This is a genomic window from Sphingomonas sp. 179-I 2A4 NHS, from assembly GCF_045369135.1.
Taxonomy (GTDB): domain Bacteria; phylum Pseudomonadota; class Alphaproteobacteria; order Sphingomonadales; family Sphingomonadaceae; genus Sphingomonas.
Window position 1 is genome coordinate 56,581 of sequence record NZ_JBIQFL010000009.1, and the last position, 16,889, is coordinate 73,469.

Here is a 16,889-nt window from a genome sequence, read left to right on the forward strand (position 1 = left end):
CTCCACCTGGGAACGCCGGCCGTTATGCGGTTCAGGCTGTAAGAAGCGGACGGATCAGCTCGATGCCACTTCCACCGGCGCCGGCGTACGGCGACGACGCGGCTTGGGTGCCGCCCCCTGTTCACCCGCGTCGCTCACACCAATCGACGGCGGGAGGACGCTGGAATCAAGCCCGAGTTGCTCGCCTGCTTCCGGCGCCACCTTACGCGGGCGCCCACGGCGCTTGGGTGCGGCAGCCGCCTCGTTCATCATCTCGCCGCGCGCCGGCTCGCCTTCCTGCGCCATGGTCGGGGCAAACGGCTGGGCCTGAGTAGCGTCGCTCTCAGCGGCACCGGTCCGGCCGTCCCGCTGCTCGCTGGCAATCGCGGTCTCGGCCACGCGGGGTTCTGCCGGACGTCCATTGCCGTAGCGCTGGCGCCCGCCCTGCTCGTCACGCTGGCGATTGTCATCGCGCTGACGGTTGTCGTCGGCGCGCGGCCGGCGGTCGTCACGCTGCCGGTAGCCCTCCTGCTGGCGGCCATTGTCGCCCTGGCGGTTGCCGTCGCGCTCACCGCGCTCGTCACCGCCACGGCTCTGCTCCTCGGCGCGGATCGGCTCGCCCTCGTCACCGAACTCGTCGTCGCTGTCGAAATCAGGCTGCTGCCGGCGGGGCTGCTGCTCTTCGTAGCGGCCACGCTGATCCGCCATCACGCGGAAATAATGATCGGCGAATTGCAGGTAATACTCGGTCGTGACGCGATCGCCTTGGCGCTGCGCATCCGATGCCATGTTCTTGTACTTTTCGTACAATTGGCTGGCGTTGCCCCGTGCGCGGCTGTCGATCCGATTGCCACTATCACGCGAACCCTGGCCGCCTCCGCCCTGAGGCCGCTGCTGCCCACCACGACCACGACGGCGGCCGTTCTGACGGTTGTTGATCAAATTACTGTCCTCGTCCTCAAACCTAAACCGGCCATGCTCCCGGGATAATCGGTGCAACATTCCCCGCCCCGGGCGAAGAGCGCGCGCGGCGCTTCTCCTCCAAGGCCTGTCCCGGCCGCCGGACTGCAGCGGCTGATGACGAAGGGTGGGCAAATCGCCCAAATTCAACGGATTATGTTGATTTTGCGTGCCCCTGCCTTCGCCATAGCGGGTGAACACGGTTTCTCAAAGGGAAATATTGTACTCAAATGGCGCGTTTCAAGCGGCAATGGTCAAGCAACGGTCACGACCGGCAAGATCCGGTCGCGAATGTACAGCCAATCCCGCCGCGGCAAACAACGCGCTGACCGCCGCCGCCTGTGTCGCGCCGATCTCGATACAGGCGACCCCGCCCGGCGCGATCTGCGCACCTAGCAGCGGGGCGAGGCGGCGGTAATCGTCGAGGCCGTCGGCGCCGGCATAAAGCGCGCTGGAGGGTTCATAGCGGGAGACTTCCGGCGGCAGCGCCGCGCCGTCCTCGATATAGGGCGGGTTGCACAGCACGAGATCGAACGCTTCCCCCGTCCCTTCCCAACCGCCGGCAACGATGACGGCGCGGCCAGGCGCGATGCGGGCGACATTGCGCGAGGCGATCTCCAGCGCGCGCGGCGACGCGTCGATCCCGACGCCGGTCGCATCCGGCCATTGATCGAGCGCGGCGAGCAGCAGCGCGCCCGAGCCGGTGCCGAGATCGAGCACGCGCCGCGGCCCTGCCGTGCCCGCGAAATGATTGACCGCAGCCTCGATCAGCGTCTCGCTGTCGGCACGCGGGATGAGGACGCCGGGCGCCACGTCGAGATCGATCGTCCAGAAGGCGCGCGTGCCGGTGATATAGGCGACGGGCTCGTGCGCCGCCCGCCGCTCGACCAGCGCTGCGAAGGTGGGCGGCACAGGCTGATCGGCAAGCGTCAGCAGCAGGCGTTCGCGCGTGATGCCGAGCGCACAGGCGAGCAGCAGTTCGGCATCGAGCCGGGGCGTTTCTGAGAAAGCGAAGCGCGCCGCCGCGGCGTTGAGCGCGGCCCGAGCGTTAGCCATCGAGCGTGGCCAGCCGCTCCGCCTCATCCTCCGCGATCAGCGCGCCGATCAGCTCGTCCATGTCGCCGGCAAGGATCTCGGGCAGGCGGTGCAGCGTCAGGTTGATGCGATGATCGGTCACGCGGCCCTGCGGGAAGTTGTAAGTGCGGATGCGTTCGGAGCGGTCACCGCTGCCCACCATCGACTTGCGCGCGCCGGCACGCTCCGCATGAAGCCGCTCGCGCTCCATCTCGTAGAGGCGCGTGCGCAGCACCTTCAGCGCCTTCGCCTTGTTCTTGTGCTGCGACTTCTCGTCCTGCTGGATAACCGTCAGCCCCGTGGGGATGTGGACGATGCGCACCGCGGAATCGGTGGTGTTGACCGACTGGCCGCCGGGGCCGGACGAGCGATAGATGTCGATGCGCAGATCCTTGTCGTCGATCTGCACGTCGACATCCTCCGCCTCCGGCAGCACCGCGACGGTGGCGGCGGAGGTGTGGATCCGCCCCCCGCTTTCGGTGACGGGCACGCGCTGCACGCGGTGGACGCCGCTTTCGAACTTCAGCTTCGCGAACACGCCGGTGCCGGTGACCGAGGCGACCACTTCCTTGTAGCCGCCGGCGTCGCTTTCCGAGGCGGAGATCAGCTCGACCCGCCACCCCTGACGCTCCGCATAGCGCTGGTACATGCGGAAGAGGTCCCCGGCGAACAGCGCGGCCTCGTCACCGCCAGTGCCGGCGCGCACTTCGAGCATCGCCGAGCGTTCATCCGCCGCATCGCGCGGCAGCAGCGCCAGCGCGAGCTTGCGGTCCGCCGCCTCCAGCGCGACCTTGTTCTCGCGCAGCTCGTCCTCGGCCATCGCCCGAAGCTCGGCATCGCCGTCGCCGGTCATGTGCGCGAGGCTTTCCGCCTCCTGCCGCAGACGCCGCACCTCCGCCGCCGCCTGCGCGACGGGCTCCAGCTCGGCATATTCCTTGGAAACCGCAACGAAGCGATCGCCCGGCAAGTCGCCGGTCGCCATCAGCGCGGCGAGCTCGTCACGCCGCGCCTCGATCTGTCGGATGCGGTCAAGCGAGATGGCGGTCATTGATGCGTCGCGATCACCGGATCGACGATGGCGCGCACCTGATCGATCTCGTCCTGCCCGGCGCCATAGCCGCGCTGCGACGCCTGAAGCGCGCCATCCCGCAGCGACAGGCTCATCGTCTGCGACGGCTTGCGCTTCAGCGCCTTGTCGAAGCGCTTGCGCGGGCTACCCTCGATCGTTGCTTCGGCCGCAACGCCGCCGCGGCGCAGCGCCGCGACCGCAGCGGTCGCCAGAAGCTCAAGCCCCGCGCTCTCAGCGATCACGTTGACCGGGCCAGCGAATTCCGGCTCCTCCAGCAGCATTGCCAGCCGCTCGACGCCAGCTGCCCAGCCAACGCCTGCGGTCGGCTGGCCACCAAGGCTTTCGATGAGGCCATCGTAGCGCCCGCCGGCCAGCACCGTGCCCTGCGCGCCGAGACGATCGGTGACGAACTCGAACGCGGTGTGGCGATAGTAATCGAGGCCGCGGACGAGGCGGTCGTTGCGGGTCCACTTCACGCCCGCCGCATCGAGCCCGGCGGTCACCGCATCGAAGAAGGCGCGGGCCTCTTCGGTCAGGAAATCGTCGATCCCCGGCGCGGCGTCGGCGATCGGGCGATCGCGCGGATCCTTGGAATCGAGGATGCGCATCGGATTCTTCTCGAGCCGCGTAAGGCTGTCCTCCGACAGGTCGCCGCGATGCGCCTCGAAATGCGCCACCAGCGCGGCACGCCAGGCGTCGCGGGTTTCCGCATCGCCCAAGGTATTGAGCTGAAGCGTCACGCCGTCGGCGATGCCGAGTTCATGGAGCAGCTGATCCGCGAGCGTCAGCAGCTCGACGTCAGCCGCCGGCTCGGGCGCGCCGAGGATTTCGGCGTCGATCTGGTGGAACTGGCGATAGCGCCCCTTCTGCGGACGCTCGTAGCGGAATACCGCGCCCGAGGTCGCGACCTTCAGCGGCGCGAACTGCTGCCACCCTTCGGTCAGATAAGCGCGGGCAATCCCGGCGGTGAACTCCGGTCGCAGCGTCAGCGAATCGCCGCCGCGATCGGGGAAGGTGTACATTTCCTTCGACACGACGTCGGTCGTCTCGCCGATCGAGCGGGCGAAGACTTCCGTCGCCTCGAACATCGGGATCTCGACACGCTGGAAGCAATAGAGCTTGCGCACGCGATCGAAGGTATCGAGCACATGGGCGAAGCGACGCTGTTCGCTGCCGAAAATGTCCTGCGTGCCGCGGACGCGGTTGGGAGTCTGGATACGGGCCATCACGGCCGCATCTAGGCGCGGCTTGCGCGGCGCGCTAGCACCTGAAACATGGCAAGGGCGCGCAGCCAGTGGCAGGTCGGCAAGACCATCGCTCCTCCGCGCTTCGTGGCGTTTGCCGTCCTGATGATCGTTGCCGTCACCGTTGCCGCGCTGGCGGGTGCCCCGGCCGGCCGCGCGCTGATGATCGGTTTCGACACGGCGAGCGCGCTGTTCCTTCTCTCGCTGTGGCCGCTGCTCGATGACAAGACCGCCGACATGCGGCGAACGGCGGAGGAGAATGACGCCAATCGATCAGCGTTGCTGGTGCTGACCGCGCTGGTGACGGCAGTGATCCTGGCCGCGGTGGCGAGTGAACTCGGCGGCGAGCACGCCGGCAGCGACAAGGCGCTGATCATCGCGACGCTGGCGGCGACGTGGCTGTTCTCGAACACCGCTTATGCGCTGCACTACGCCCATCTGTTCTACACCCAGGATCAGGGCAAGGACGCCGAGGGGCTGGACTTTCCTACCGGGGATGCGCCGGACTATTGGGACTTCATCTATTTCGCCTTCACGCTGGGCATGACGTTCCAGACGGCGGACGTGGCGATCCAGTCCCGCTCGATGCGGCGCGTGGCGATCGGGCACGGGCTCGCCGCCTTCGTCTTCAACCTTGGCGTCGTCGCCTTCACGATCAACATGCTGGGCAATTGAGCTTCGCGGCGTTGGACGCTAGCGAGGCTTTCCATGATCCGTCCTGTTATCGCGAGCGTCCTGCTCGCTTCCGCTGCCGTCGTTTCGGCACAGAATCCCGCTGGCAATTCCGCACCGAAGCCGGCCCCGTTCACCACCAGCATCCCCGATCCGGTGGACCAGCCCTATCCCGGCACGATCGTGCTGGACGTGGATGCGACCGACGTGACGCGCGGCATCTTCCGCGTGACCGAGACCATCCCCGTGGCGAAGGCCGGGCCGATGGTGCTGCTGTACCCGGCGTGGCTGCCTGGCAAGCACGGCCCGCGCGGCGAGATCGAGAAATTGTCCGGCCTCGTCATCACCGCTGACGGCAAGAAGCTACCGTGGACTCGCGACCCGGTCGACGTGTTCGCCTTTCACATCGACGTGCCGCAGGGCGCCAAATCGATCGAGGCGCGCTTCGAGTTCATCTCCGCGACGAAGCCCGACCAGGGCCGCGTGGCAATGACGCAGGAGATGCTGAGCCTGCAGCCGAACTCCGTCAGCCTTTATCCGGCCGGCTGGTTCACCCGGCAGATCCCGGTGAAGATGACGGTGAAATACCCTGCCGGGTGGACCGCATCGGGCGCCGTTCCCGCCAAGGTGAACGGATCGACCTATTCCTACGATCGCACCAATTACGAGGTGCTGGTCGATTCGCCGATCCTGGCGGGGCGTTACGGCAAGACCTTCGCGTTGACGCCGCGCGTGTCGCTGGCCGTATATGCCGATACGCCGGCCGAACTGGCCGCGACGCCGGCGCAGATCGATGCGCACAAGCGGCTGGTGGAACAGGCCGTAAAGGCGTTCGGCAGCCAGCATTACGACAAGTACACGTTCCTCCTGTCGATCAGCGACAGCCTGGGCGGGATCGGCCTCGAACATCACCGGTCGAGCGAGAACGGCGTGACGCCGGGCTACTTCACCCGCTGGAACGAGGGGCCGGGGCGGCGCAACCTGCTGCCGCACGAATTCACCCACAGCTGGAACGGCAAGTTCCGCCGCGGGGCGGATTCCTGGACGCCCGATTTCCGCACGCCGGTGCGCAATTCGCTGCTGTGGGTGTATGAAGGGCAGACGCAATTCTGGGGCTATGTGCTCCAGGCGCGATCGGGCCTCGTTTCGAAGCAGGACACGCTGGACCAGCTGGCCGCGATCGCCGCGCTTTATGACGGCCAGCCGGCGCGGCAGTGGCGCGACCTCATCGACACCACCAACGATCCGATCATCTCGGCACGCAAGCCCAAGGGTTGGACGAGCTGGCAGCGGAGCGAGGATTATTACAACGAGGGCCTGCTCGTCTGGCTGGAAGTGGACGCCAAGCTGCGCGAGCTTTCGGCCGGCAAGAAGTCGATCGACGATTTCGCCAAGGCCTTCTTCGGCGTGCGCGACGGCGACTGGGGCGTGCTGACCTATACGTTCGACGATGTCGTCGCGACGCTGAACAAAATCCAGCCGTATGACTGGCGCACACTGCTGACCGAGCGGCTGACCGAGCATGGCAAGGGTGCACCGCTCAACGGCTTCGAAGGCAACGGCTATCGGCTGGTCTATACCGCCGAGGCACCGCCGTCGTTCCGGCATGGCGAGAAGACGCGCAAGGTGACCGACCTCACCTATTCCGGCGGCTTCGTCGTTGGCGCGAACAACGAGGTTACGTCCGTCACCTGGGGATCGCCGGCCTTCGACGCAGGGTTGACGATCGGCACGACGATCGTGTCGGTGAATGGCCTTGGCTATTCGGACGAGCGGATGAAGTCTGCGATCGCCGCGGCAAAGGATAACCCGCAACCGATCCAGTTGTGGGTGCGTAAGGGCGACCATTATCGGCAAGTCGCGCTCGACTGGCACGGCGGGCTGCGCTACCCGCGGCTCGAAAAGATTGGCTCGGGAGAAGCCGGACTGGATCGCCTGCTGTCGCCCAGGTGAGCTTGCGGCGCATCATCATCGCTAAAGTGAAAGAGGAATAACATGCGCATCGATATGGTGCCGACGGGGGACAACCCGCCGCACAGCCTGAACGTCATCATCGAAGTGCCGACCGGTGGCGAGCCGGTGAAGTATGAGTTCGACAAGGCCAGCGGTGCGCTGTTCGTCGATCGCATCCTGCACACGCCGATGCGCTATCCGGCAAACTACGGCTTCGTGCCGCACACGCTGTCGCCCGACGGGGATCCGCTCGACGCGCTGGTCGTGTCGCGCTCGCCGTTCATCCCGGGCTGCGTCGTGCGCGCGCGGCCGATCGCGGTGCTGAACCTCGAGGACGAGGCGGGCGGCGACGAGAAGCTCGTTTGCGTGCCGGTCGACCAGACCTTCCCTTATTACTCGAACGTCGGCGAGAAGGACGATCTGCCTGAGATCGTCTTCCAGCAGATCGAGCATTTCTTCACCCACTATAAGGACCTGGAGAAGAAGAAGTGGGTCCGCATCGGCAAGTGGGGCGGCGCTGACGAGGCGCGGCAGATCACGGTCGAGGCGATCGAGCGCTACAACGAAGCCAAGGCGCAAGGCGAAGAGCCGCACGACCATGACGTGCCGGGTCGCGGCTGAGAGCGGAACCTGAACGGAACGCCCCTCCCCCGTGCGGGAGGGGCGGCCCTTGCCTCAATGCCTTTACCTCAATGCGCGGTGAGCTTCAGCCCCGCGATGCACAGCACGACGCCGAAGATCAGCGCGATGCGCACCGGCGTCGCCGGCTCGCCATAGAAGGCGATGCCCACCAGCACCGTCCCCAGCGCGCCGATGCCGCCCCACACCGCGTAAGCGGTGCCCATCGAGATCGAGCGCGAGGCATATTCCAGCAGCGCCATCGACGCCGTCACCGAGCCGAGGAAGCCGGCCGTCCAGCCGAGGTTGCGGAACCCCTCGACGTGGCGAAGGCAGGTGGTGAAGCCGACCTCGAACAGGCCGCCGATGACCAGCCACACCCAGGCCATCAGCGCTCGCCCGCCCGCGAATGTTGAGGAAGTTGAGGCGATCGCACGTTTTTCTCCAACACCGATGATCTTCCCTGCCGCACAACGCGGCTGTGCCACGGAGCGGGGCCTGTAGGACAGGAATACCTTCGGATCACCCCTTGCGGGGCAAGCGGTCAGCGGCCGGCGAGCGCCTGCAGCGCGGCGCCGGTGACGCGCTGCGTCGTCCATTCGTCCTGCGGGACGGCGCCCTTGGCGCGATAGAATTCGAGCGCAGGCGTGTTCCAGTCGAGCACCGTCCATTCCAGCCGCGGGCAACCGCGGTCCAGCGCCAGCCCCGCAAGTGCCCTTAGCAGCGCCGCGCCGGCGCCCGACCCGCGCGCCTCGGGCGTCACGTACAGATCCTCCAGCCACAGGCCGCGCCGGCCCGTCCAGGTGGAGAAGGTGTGGAAGAAGAGGGCAAAGCCGATACTCTCCCCGTCGCGCTCCGCAATCAGCGCCTCGGCCGCCGGGGAAGCGCCGAACAGCGCATCGCGCAGCATCGGCTCGGTCGTCTCCACCGCGTCCGGCTCCCGCTCGTAGGCCGCAAGCTCGCGGATGAAGCGCAGCATGGTCGCCGCGTCATCGGGTGTCGCGGGGCGGATGGTGACGGTCATGCGGTTTGCTCCAGGCTTTGCGCAGCGATGTCGCGGCGGCGCGCGGCATAGACGCAGGCAGCGACGATCACGACCGCGCCAACGAGGGTGAAGGGCGACACGCGTTCCCCGAAGATCAGGAAACCGAGCACCGCGGCATAAACGAAGGAGGTGTACTCGGTCATCGCCAGATACCCCGCCTCGCCATGCGTATAGGCGAAGGAGAGCATCATCATCGACACGAAGCTGAGCAGCGCGGCCAGTGCAAGCGGCGCGAGCCCGGAGAGCGGCGGGACGACCGCCAGCCACGGCGCGGCGCAGGCGAGCAGGACGAGGATCACCAGTGATTGCAGGCACGCCGTTTCGGCCGGGCGGGCGGCCAGCGACTGCATCCGCGTGAGGATGAGATTGATCGCATAGAGCACGGCCGAGGCGAGCACCGCGATCGCTCCCTCGAACGCTTCGGGGCCGAGCGCGGCACGTGCCTGGCCGACAAAAATGGTGGCGATACCGAGGCTTGCCGCGATCGAGGCGATGATCGTACGGCGCGAAATCCGCTCCTTCAGCCACCAGGCGGCAAGGATCAGCGCCAGCAGCGGCGCAATATAGGACAAGGCAATTGCCTGTGCCATCGGCACACGGGCCAGCCCCCAGAAGAACAGAAGTGCCATGGCGCAAGTAACGGCGCCGCGCGTGACGTGGAGCGTGAGCGCGCGGCGACTGGGCCGGCGGTAGCCCACGACGCGCCAGGCGGCCGCGCCGAGCGCGACATTGCCGAACGAGCGCCACAGCAAGGTGTTGTAGACGCCGAGCGCGAGCACCAGTCCCTTCATCACCGCATCCATGATGGAAAACAGCCCGATTCCGCCCGCGGCGACCGCAAAGGCTACCCCGATCGAGATCGTCCTGTCGGGTGCAGCCTCGCTCATCCGTCCCCGTTATCGGGCTTCGGTGGCGCTGGCGAGATACTGTGCATGGGCCAAGGAACGGACCTGCACCGCTGCCGTGAAATGCGCCGCCAAACGGAGTCTTACGGCGCGATTTTCGCGCTGTGGCACCGTTGTCAGGCGAAAACCGTTAAACAGTGCTAAACCAGTTAACGCCAGATGAACGAGTAGTTGTTCTGAGCCCTCCCCAAATAAAATCGGGTTCAGATTTTAGAACATGATACTCCTTTCTGAACAAAATTTTGACGAATCCCGGCCAAGCGGTTGACCAGCGGAATTGTCTTGCTATGGCGACAAAAACGTAAGGAGCCTCGCATGAACGAAGATACCGTTGACACAAATGCGGTCGAGCTGGCCACCGAACTGACGATCGCGTGGCTTTCCAATCCTAACACCCGCGCGTCCAGCGATGAGGTGCCGGGTTTCCTGCAGAAGATGCATGAGGCCGTCAGCCAGCTTTCGACCACCGGTCAGGCTGTGACGTCCGAAGAGCCGGCCAGCGAATATTCGCCGGCGGTTTCCGTCCGCAAGTCGCTTGCCTCTAAGGATCACATCATTTCGATGATCGACGGCAAGCCTTACAAGACGCTGCGCCGCCATCTTGCCGGCCACGGCCTGACCCCGGCCGAATACCGTCAGCGCTACGGCCTGAAGCCGGATTATCCGATGGTCGCCGAGACCTATTCGGAAGCGCGCCGCGCGATGGCCAAGAAGATCGGCCTGGGCCGCAAGCCCGGCATGACCCGCAAGGGCGCCGAAGCGGCCGAGACCGGTGCAAAGCGCGGGCGCAAGCCGGCGGCGGCAGCGGCCGGCGACGAATAAAGACCGAGCGGGTCGGGTGGCCGAACTGGTGCCCGATCTGCGAGCCGCGCTCGGCGGCAAGATCCGAGCGCTTGTCGGCTCGGGCGAAGTCGACCTGTCTCGTCCCCCAGGCGATGACGGCCTCTTCGGCCCGAGCTCCGTCGCATGGCGAGTCCATGCCGACTTTTCGGCCATGATGATCGGCGGCGTTTCCGCGCTGCTGCTACAGATGCTTCATCCACGCGCGCTGGCCGGCGTGTGGGACCACAGCGACTTTCGACGCGATCGGTTCGGCCGGCTTCGCCGCACCGCGCAGTTCATTTCCGTCACCACGTTCGGCAGCACGCAATCCGCCGAGCGCACGATCGCCAAGGTGCGGTCGATCCACGATCATGTCCACGGAACGCTGCCGGATGGCACGCCGTACGATGCGAACGATCCGGAATTGCTGACCTGGGTTCACGTTGCCGAGGTCGACAGCTTCCTGCGCGCATTCCTGCGGTATCGCGAGCCGGGGATGACCGGCGAGGACCAGGACCGCTATCTGTCGGAAACCGCCACCATCGCGCGCCGGCTGGGCGCCACCGACGTGCCCGCAACACGGCGTGACGTTGAAGCTTATTATCGACAGGTGCGCAGCGAGCTGCGCTGCGATGTGCGCACCCGTGACGTGGCAAATGCGCTGCTGGCTTCCGGCCCGGACCCACTGACGCGCTCGGCGCTGGCGGTGATCGCGCCGGCGGGGCTGGATCTGCTGCCAGCCTGGGCCGCGACGATGCACGGGCGCGCGCCCTCCCCGCTCGCTCGCCCGGCGGTTCGGCTGAGTGCGCGGGGGATGAATGGCGTGCTGCGCTGGGCGTTGAAGCGGCGGTGAGTGTTTGAGCGCGGTGGGCGCTGCTTTTCCTGACCAGTGGAAGAAGCGGGACCCCGACCCAGGGGCCGGGGTGACGCATCATTAGGGGGCGGCCTGGGGCCTTAGATCCGCACCATCTTCAGCATCGGTTCGTGATACCGCGGGCCGGCGGTGCCGCCGCGCGGTGCGGCGGCGTCGAGCGCGGTGAGATCGTCGACGGTCAGCACCACCTCGGGCGCCTTGGCCGAATCCTCCATCGTCGCGCGGCGCTTCGATCCGGGGATCGGCACCACGTCCTCGCCCTGCGCGAGCAGCCAGGCGAGCGCGACCTGCGCGGCGCTGACGCCGTGTGCGTCGGCGATCCGCTTCACCACCGCCACCGCTTCCATGTTGCGCTCGAAATTGCCCTCAGCATAGCGCGGATCGTTGAGGCGATAGTCACCCTCCTTCAGCTCGTCGCGCGAGGTGATCGAGCCGGTGAGGAAGCCGCGGCCAAGCGGACTGTAGGGCACGAAGCCGATGCCGAGTTCGCGGCAGGTGGGCAGGATTTCTTCCTCCACGTCCCGCTCCCACAGCGAATATTCGCTCTGCAGCGCGGCGATCGGGTGAACCGCGGCGGCGCGGCGAATGGTGCCGACCCCAGCCTCGGACAGGCCGATGTGGCGGATCTTCCCTTCGGCCTTCAGCTCCGCCAGCGTGCCGACGACGTCCTCGATTGGTACGTTCGGATCGACGCGATGCTGGTAATAGAGGTCGATCGTGTCGATGCCGAGCCGCTGGAGCGAACCTTCGCAGGCGCGGCGGATGTTCGCAGGCTGCGAATTGATCCCATAGTTTCCATTGGGGCCGAGGAAGCCGAACTTGGTGGCGATGACGAGGCCGTGGCGCTTGCCCCTGATCGCGCGGCCTAGCAGTTCTTCGTTGAACAGCGGGCCATAGATCTCGGCCGTGTCGAAGAAGGTAATGCCGAGATCGATCGCGCGGTGAATGGTGGCGATGCTTTCGTCATCATTGGCCACGCCATAGTTGAGCCGGCCGCCTTCCTTGCTGGCCATCGGCATGCAGCCGATGCCGATCGCGGAAACCTTCAGCCCATCACCCAGTGTGCGGTATTTCATGGCAAATCCTCCAGGATCATGTCCGCCTCGTCAGTCGGCGTCCGCTCACCGCGCGCGAGCGTCACCGTCGTCGCAATGTCCCACATGACGTTGCCCAGCGTGCGGACAATGTCGGGCATCGTCTCGACCGCGACGAGCAGCCCCAGCGGCACGGTGGGCGCCCCAATCGCCGCGCAGACCGGCGCGACCGAGCTGATGTAGCTGACCGTGCCCGGCAGGCTGACCGCGCCGAGCGACATCAACGCAGCCACCAGCGTGCCGATCGCCATCGTACCGAACGTCAGCGGCACGCCGAACCAGTGCGCGATATAGATGGCGACCGCGAAGTTCATCGCCGGGCCGGTGGCGCGCAGCAGCGCGACCGCGAGCGGCAGCGTAACGCCCGCCGTCGCCACCGGCACGCCGAGCGAATGGGCGCTCGACAGCATCGCCGGCAGGCTGGCCAGCGAAGATTGCGTCGAGACGGCGACCGCCTGGCTCGGCAGGGCGGCGCGCGAGAAGCGGGCCAGCGACACCCGCCCGCCAAACATCGCTGTCGGGTACGCCAGCAGCGACACGACCACGCCGACCGCCGAGACGATCAGGATATAATGGACGAGCGCGTGGAAGGCGCCGCTGCCGGCGCGGGCGCCGACGACCAGCGCGAGCGCGAAAACGCCCACGGGGCCGATCCACAGGATCCAGCCGATCACCACCAGCATCGTATCGCGCACGGCAGTGAACATGTGCACGAGAAGCGCGCGAAGCTCCGCATCGATGCGCATCAGCGCAAAGGCGAAGATCAGCGCGAAGATGATCATCGAGAGGAAATTGCTGTCGGCCGCGGCGCGCACGACATTGTTGGGCACGATCCCGGCGAAGAACTCGCCGAGCGGCGGCACCGGCGGATTGGGCGCGACGCCGGTCAGCGCCTGGCGCAGCGCCGCGCCGGACTCGGCGGGGAGCGGGGCGATCTCCAGGAACACGGGCGTCAGCAGCCCCGCTGCCAGCGCCGAGCCGAACATGACCATGACGTACAGCAGCACCGCACGGCCAGCGAGCCGGCCGGCCTGCGCCGCCTCCGCGGTCGCCGCGACACCCGTCACCAGCAGCGAGAAGACGAGCGGGACGATCGTCATCTGCAGCGCGTTCAGCCATGCCTGGCCGATCGGCTGCGCGACGCTGGCGGTCGGCTCGACCGCGGCGGGCGCAATGGCGGCAAGGATGATGCCGCCGACCAGCCCCACGACCAGCGCCAGAAGAATACGAGTAGATTGAGACATCAGGCCTTTCACGCTCCTCGTCGCCACGGACTTGTTCCGCGGTGCGCCGTTCGGCAAGAGCCAAACGGTTCTGCGTCACCCCAAGTGCCGCGACAAGTATCGAGCAACCGGAGAAGCGGCGTGGCACGCAAGTATTTCGGCACCGACGGCATCCGCGGCCTGACGAACATCAGCCCGATGACGGCAGAAATGGCGATGAAGGTCGGCATGGCGGCGGGCGCCTATTTCGTGCGCGGCGATCATCGCCACCGCGTGGTGATCGGCAAGGATACGCGCCTGTCGGGCTACATGCTGGAAAATGCGCTGGTGGCCGGCTTTACCGCGGTGGGCATGGACGTGGTGCTGCTTGGCCCGATGCCGACGCCTGCGGTGGCGATGCTGACGCAATCAATGCGCGCCGACATCGGCGTGATGATCTCCGCCAGCCACAATCCATTTGCCGACAATGGCATCAAGCTGTTCGGGCCGGACGGCTACAAGCTGTCCGACGAAGCGGAGACGGCCATCGAGGCGCTGATCGACGGCGACATCCCGCTTGCCGCCGCGGGCGACATCGGCCGCGCGCGCCGCGTGGAGGATGCGCGCGGGCGCTATATCCACTTCGCCAAGTCCACCTTCCCGGCCGATGCCCGGCTGGATGGCATGAAGGTGGTGGTCGATTGCGCCAACGGCGCGGCGTATCAGGTCGCACCGTCGGCACTGTGGGAGCTCGGCGCGGAAGTGGTGGCGATCGGCGTCGAGCCGAACGGCAAGAACATCAACCATCACGTGGGATCAACCGCGCCGCAGACGCTGTCCGAGACGGTCGTGGCGAGCGGCGCGGCGATCGGCATCGCGCTGGACGGGGACGCGGACCGGCTGATCGTGGTCGACGAGCGCGGCCGTGTGGTCGACGGCGACCAGCTGATGGCGACGATCGCGACCAGTTTCGCGCGCCGCGGGGCGCTCGCCGGCGGTGGGCTGGTCGCGACCGTCATGTCGAACCTCGGGCTTGAGCGGCATCTCGCCGCGCAGGGGCTGGGGCTGGTGCGCACGTCGGTGGGCGACCGCTACGTCCTCGAGGCGATGCGCGCGCGCGGCTACAATGTCGGGGGCGAGCAATCGGGGCACATCATCCTGTCGGATTATGGCACCACCGGCGACGGTCTGGTCGCCGCGCTGCAGATCCTGGCCGAGGTGCAGCGCACCGGCGCGCCGGCGAGCGAGGTGCTGCACCGCTTCGAACCGCTGCCGCAGCTGTTGAAGAACGTGAAATATGCGCGCGGCGCCAAGCCGCTGGAGGCAGACAGCGTGCGCGAGACGATCGCGGCGGCGGAGGAGGAACTGTCGGGCAGCGGCCGGCTGGTCATCCGCCCGTCCGGCACCGAGCCGGTGATCCGCGTGATGGCGGAAGGCGATGATGCGGCGCAGGTGGAAGCGGTGGTGGACCGCATCTGCGACGCGGTGCGCGCCGCGGCCTGAGCTACGGTCAGTCCCCTCCCCTGTTGGGGGAGGGGTCAGGCGATCAGTCGCCCGTCACGCGCGCGGGGCCGAGATCGCCCTGCCCGACGGTATTGCTGGCCATCGCCAGCATCGCGTCGAGGCTCTTCTTGGCCTTGAGGCGCAGATCCTCGTCCATCTCGATCCGCGGCTCGAGATCGCGCAGCGCGACGTAGAGCTTCTCCATCGTGTTGAGCGCCATGTACGGGCAGATGTTGCAGTTGCAGTTGCCGTCGGCGCCCGGCGCACCGATGAAGGTCTTGCCCGGCAGCGCCTTTTCCATCTGGTGGATGATGTGCGGCTCGGTCGCGACGATCAGCGTGTCGCCCGAGAACTCGCCCGCATAGGCAAGGATGCCGCTCGTCGAACCCACGTAATCGGCGTGATCGAGGATCACCGGCGGGCATTCCGGGTGCGCCGCGATCGGCGCGTCCGGATGCTGCGCCTTCAGCTTGAGGAGCTCGGTTTCGCTGAACGCCTCGTGCACGATGCACACGCCCGGCCAGAGGATGAGATCACGGCCGGTCTTGCGCGCGAGATAGCCGCCGAGGTTGCGATCCGGGCCGAAAATGATCTTCTGGTCCTTCGGGATCTGCGACAGGATCTTTTCCGCCGACGACGACGTGACGATCACGTCGGAGAGCGCCTTCACCGCCGCGGAGCAGTTGATGTAGGTGAGCGCGATCGCATCCGGGTGCTGCGCGCGGAAGGCGGCGAACTGCTCGGGCGGGCAGCTGTCCTCAAGCGAGCAGCCGGCATCCATGTCGGGCAGGATCACCGTCTTCTGGGGCGAGAGGATCTTTGCCGTCTCGGCCATGAAGCGCACGCCGCAGAAGGCGATGACGTCAGCGTCGGTCGCCTGCGCCTTGCGCGACAGATCGAGGCTGTCGCCGACGAAATCGGCGAGATCCTGGATCTCCGGCTTCTGATAATAATGGGCGAGGATCACCGCATTACGCTCTTTGCGAAGGCGGTCGATCTCGGCGCGGATGTCGACGCCCTTGAGGTTCTGCGGCTGGTCCATGCCGTGCAGATGGCCCGGCAGGCGCGATCGATCAAGCCATCGGCGGGAAAGGCGGATATTCATAGGGCGCGACAGCCGCGCCGGGCGAACCGGCAACCACCGCGCGATAGATGGCCGCGCCCGCCGGGGTGATGGCGATCACGTCCATCATCGCCTGCATGCCGACCAGCACCAGGCGCCCGCCAGCCACGCCGGATGCACCCGCCCACGCCGTCGCCAGTCATAGAAGGCGCCGACAATCGGAAAGAGCATCATCGCCGCGAACATGCCCCAGGCGGTGAAGGGGATCATCAAGGGCGCGGGCAGCAGCCGCCCGAAAGCGGGACCCATGATCGCCGTCATCGCGCAGATCACCAGCCGGCGATGCCATTCGGTGCGCCGCCGCCACGCGACCGCCCACCACAGGAGCACCGCGAAGGTGAGGACGGCGAGCGTGTTCATGACGATGAAGTAGGCCGGCAGGAAGAAAAAGGGCACGTGGCCGGCGCGCATCATCGCCACCGTGGTGGAGACGCCGACCACCACCATCAGCGCGGCCCAGCCAGCACCGAGCCAGCCGAGGCGGCGATGACGCCTCACCTGCCCGCTGGCGGCAAGCCACGTCTGGAAGACGAAGAAGCCGATCCAGCCCATGAACACCAATGCATGAAGATGGACGAGCGGCGGCGCGCCGAAGCTGGACCGCCCCATGACATATTGCGTGCCGAAGCCGAGGACATTGATGATCGCCATCGCGGCGGCGAGGGCAAAGAAGAACCCCCGATCGTCACGAAGTGCAGCACGTGTCGGCGCGATGCTGGCCATCGCGAGTCTCCCCTTCCCGAGTACTTCGA

At 66.8% G+C, this 16,889-nt stretch carries 17 protein-coding genes; 6 read left to right on the top strand and 11 right to left on the bottom strand.

The window, feature by feature from the left end:
• Positions 1 to 54: 54 nt before the first annotated feature.
• From ACH0CP_RS14660 to hisS, 4 genes are all read right to left on the bottom strand, one after another.
• Positions 55 to 921 (bottom strand): DUF4167 domain-containing protein, encoded by an 867-nt coding sequence (locus ACH0CP_RS14660; protein WP_294442788.1) that lies wholly within the window; start codon positions 919 to 921, stop codon positions 55 to 57.
• A gap of 258 nt (positions 922 to 1,179) precedes the next feature.
• Positions 1,180 to 1,995: a peptide chain release factor N(5)-glutamine methyltransferase gene (gene prmC / locus ACH0CP_RS14665; protein ID WP_294442787.1), complete on the bottom strand. Its 816-nt coding sequence runs from the start codon at positions 1,993 to 1,995 to the stop codon at positions 1,180 to 1,182.
• Entirely contained in the window at positions 1,988 to 3,061 is a 1,074-nt protein-coding gene (gene prfA, locus ACH0CP_RS14670) for a peptide chain release factor 1 (protein WP_294442786.1), read from the bottom strand. Before prfA ends, prmC begins: the two co-directional genes overlap by 8 nt.
• A complete protein-coding gene (hisS, locus tag ACH0CP_RS14675) occupies positions 3,058 to 4,308 on the bottom strand; it encodes a histidine--tRNA ligase (protein ID WP_294442785.1) in 1,251 nt (416 codons plus the stop codon). Before hisS ends, prfA begins: the two co-directional genes overlap by 4 nt.
• A 48-nt stretch (positions 4,309 to 4,356) precedes the next feature.
• Here hisS and ACH0CP_RS14680 point away from each other — a divergent pair, with 48 nt between their 5' ends.
• Genes ACH0CP_RS14680 through ppa form a run of 3 tightly spaced genes read left to right on the top strand, consistent with a single transcriptional unit; the run spans position 4,357 to position 7,572 of the window.
• Entirely contained in the window at positions 4,357 to 5,001 is a 645-nt protein-coding gene (locus ACH0CP_RS14680; RefSeq protein ID WP_294442784.1) for a DUF1345 domain-containing protein, read from the top strand.
• 33 nt (positions 5,002 to 5,034) lie between these two features.
• Positions 5,035 to 6,951, top strand: a complete 1,917-nt coding sequence (locus ACH0CP_RS14685) for a M61 family metallopeptidase (RefSeq protein ID WP_406875765.1) — start codon at positions 5,035 to 5,037, stop codon at positions 6,949 to 6,951.
• 42 nt (positions 6,952 to 6,993) lie between these two features.
• The gene (gene ppa, locus ACH0CP_RS14690) at positions 6,994 to 7,572 is read left to right on the top strand and encodes an inorganic diphosphatase (RefSeq protein WP_406875766.1); all 579 of its coding nucleotides are present in this window, start codon (positions 6,994 to 6,996) and stop codon (positions 7,570 to 7,572) included.
• Positions 7,573 to 7,640: 68 nt separating this feature from the next.
• On the opposite strand, the gene ACH0CP_RS14695 is transcribed toward ppa, so the two are convergent.
• The 3 genes from ACH0CP_RS14695 to ACH0CP_RS14705 all read right to left on the bottom strand — a co-directional run bounded on the left by ACH0CP_RS14695 (position 7,641) and on the right by ACH0CP_RS14705 (position 9,501).
• Positions 7,641 to 7,958: a multidrug efflux SMR transporter gene (locus ACH0CP_RS14695; RefSeq protein WP_294444724.1), complete on the bottom strand. Its 318-nt coding sequence runs from the start codon at positions 7,956 to 7,958 to the stop codon at positions 7,641 to 7,643.
• A gap of 155 nt (positions 7,959 to 8,113) precedes the next feature.
• Positions 8,114 to 8,593 carry a GNAT family N-acetyltransferase gene (locus ACH0CP_RS14700; protein WP_294444722.1) on the bottom strand — a complete coding sequence of 160 codons (480 nt, stop codon included), beginning with the start codon at positions 8,591 to 8,593 and terminating at the stop codon, positions 8,114 to 8,116.
• Positions 8,590 to 9,501, bottom strand: a complete 912-nt coding sequence (locus ACH0CP_RS14705) for a DMT family transporter (RefSeq protein WP_294444721.1) — start codon at positions 9,499 to 9,501, stop codon at positions 8,590 to 8,592. The genes ACH0CP_RS14700 and ACH0CP_RS14705 overlap by 4 nt, the downstream gene beginning before the upstream one ends.
• Positions 9,502 to 9,834: 333 nt before the next feature.
• Here ACH0CP_RS14705 and ACH0CP_RS14710 point away from each other — a divergent pair, with 333 nt between their 5' ends.
• Positions 9,835 to 10,341: a MucR family transcriptional regulator gene (locus ACH0CP_RS14710; RefSeq protein WP_294444720.1), complete on the top strand. Its 507-nt coding sequence runs from the start codon at positions 9,835 to 9,837 to the stop codon at positions 10,339 to 10,341.
• Between the two features lie 16 nt (positions 10,342 to 10,357).
• Complete coding sequence (locus ACH0CP_RS14715) at positions 10,358 to 11,194, top strand: oxygenase MpaB family protein (protein WP_294444719.1); 837 nt, start codon at positions 10,358 to 10,360, stop codon at positions 11,192 to 11,194.
• A gap of 101 nt (positions 11,195 to 11,295) precedes the next feature.
• On the opposite strand, the gene ACH0CP_RS14720 is transcribed toward ACH0CP_RS14715, so the two are convergent.
• On the bottom strand, positions 11,296 to 12,291 hold the full coding sequence (locus ACH0CP_RS14720; RefSeq protein ID WP_294444718.1) for an aldo/keto reductase: 996 nt from the start codon (positions 12,289 to 12,291) through the stop codon (positions 11,296 to 11,298).
• Positions 12,288 to 13,553 carry a dicarboxylate/amino acid:cation symporter gene (locus ACH0CP_RS14725; RefSeq protein ID WP_294444717.1) on the bottom strand — a complete coding sequence of 422 codons (1,266 nt, stop codon included), beginning with the start codon at positions 13,551 to 13,553 and terminating at the stop codon, positions 12,288 to 12,290. The genes ACH0CP_RS14720 and ACH0CP_RS14725 overlap by 4 nt, the downstream gene beginning before the upstream one ends.
• Positions 13,554 to 13,673: 120 nt before the next feature.
• On the opposite strand from ACH0CP_RS14725, the gene glmM reads away from it, so the two are divergent.
• Positions 13,674 to 15,014, top strand: a complete 1,341-nt coding sequence (gene glmM, locus ACH0CP_RS14730) for a phosphoglucosamine mutase (protein WP_294444716.1) — start codon at positions 13,674 to 13,676, stop codon at positions 15,012 to 15,014.
• A gap of 43 nt (positions 15,015 to 15,057) precedes the next feature.
• Here the strand turns inward: glmM and nadA are convergent, their stop codons facing one another.
• Both nadA and ACH0CP_RS14740 read right to left on the bottom strand, forming a co-directional pair.
• Positions 15,058 to 16,056 (bottom strand): quinolinate synthase NadA, encoded by a 999-nt coding sequence (gene nadA / locus ACH0CP_RS14735; RefSeq protein WP_294444725.1) that lies wholly within the window; start codon positions 16,054 to 16,056, stop codon positions 15,058 to 15,060.
• A gap of 147 nt (positions 16,057 to 16,203) precedes the next feature.
• On the bottom strand, positions 16,204 to 16,860 hold the full coding sequence (locus ACH0CP_RS14740; protein ID WP_406888392.1) for a hypothetical protein: 657 nt from the start codon (positions 16,858 to 16,860) through the stop codon (positions 16,204 to 16,206).
• Between the last annotated feature and the right edge of the window lie 29 nt (positions 16,861 to 16,889).

Excerpts from the sequence above, each read along its gene's own strand:
- prmC (WP_294442787.1), bottom strand. The coding sequence starts at position 1,995 with ATGGCTAACGCTCGGGCCGCGCTCAACGCCGCGGCGGCGCGCTTCGCT.
- prfA (WP_294442786.1), bottom strand. The coding sequence starts at position 3,061 with ATGACCGCCATCTCGCTTGACCGCATCCGACAGATCGAGGCGCGGCGT.
- hisS (WP_294442785.1), bottom strand. The coding sequence starts at position 4,308 with ATGGCCCGTATCCAGACTCCCAACCGCGTCCGCGGCACGCAGGACATT.
- ACH0CP_RS14680 (WP_294442784.1), top strand. The coding sequence starts at position 4,357 with ATGGCAAGGGCGCGCAGCCAGTGGCAGGTCGGCAAGACCATCGCTCCT.
- ACH0CP_RS14685 (WP_406875765.1), top strand. The coding sequence starts at position 5,035 with ATGATCCGTCCTGTTATCGCGAGCGTCCTGCTCGCTTCCGCTGCCGTC.
- ppa (WP_406875766.1), top strand. The coding sequence starts at position 6,994 with ATGCGCATCGATATGGTGCCGACGGGGGACAACCCGCCGCACAGCCTG.
- ACH0CP_RS14695 (WP_294444724.1), bottom strand. The coding sequence starts at position 7,958 with ATGGCCTGGGTGTGGCTGGTCATCGGCGGCCTGTTCGAGGTCGGCTTC.
- ACH0CP_RS14700 (WP_294444722.1), bottom strand. The coding sequence starts at position 8,593 with ATGACCGTCACCATCCGCCCCGCGACACCCGATGACGCGGCGACCATG.
- ACH0CP_RS14705 (WP_294444721.1), bottom strand. The coding sequence starts at position 9,501 with ATGAGCGAGGCTGCACCCGACAGGACGATCTCGATCGGGGTAGCCTTT.
- ACH0CP_RS14710 (WP_294444720.1), top strand. The coding sequence starts at position 9,835 with ATGAACGAAGATACCGTTGACACAAATGCGGTCGAGCTGGCCACCGAA.
- ACH0CP_RS14720 (WP_294444718.1), bottom strand. The coding sequence starts at position 12,291 with ATGAAATACCGCACACTGGGTGATGGGCTGAAGGTTTCCGCGATCGGC.
- ACH0CP_RS14725 (WP_294444717.1), bottom strand. The coding sequence starts at position 13,553 with ATGTCTCAATCTACTCGTATTCTTCTGGCGCTGGTCGTGGGGCTGGTC.
- nadA (WP_294444725.1), bottom strand. The coding sequence starts at position 16,056 with ATGGACCAGCCGCAGAACCTCAAGGGCGTCGACATCCGCGCCGAGATC.
- ACH0CP_RS14740 (WP_406888392.1), bottom strand. The coding sequence starts at position 16,860 with ATGGCCAGCATCGCGCCGACACGTGCTGCACTTCGTGACGATCGGGGG.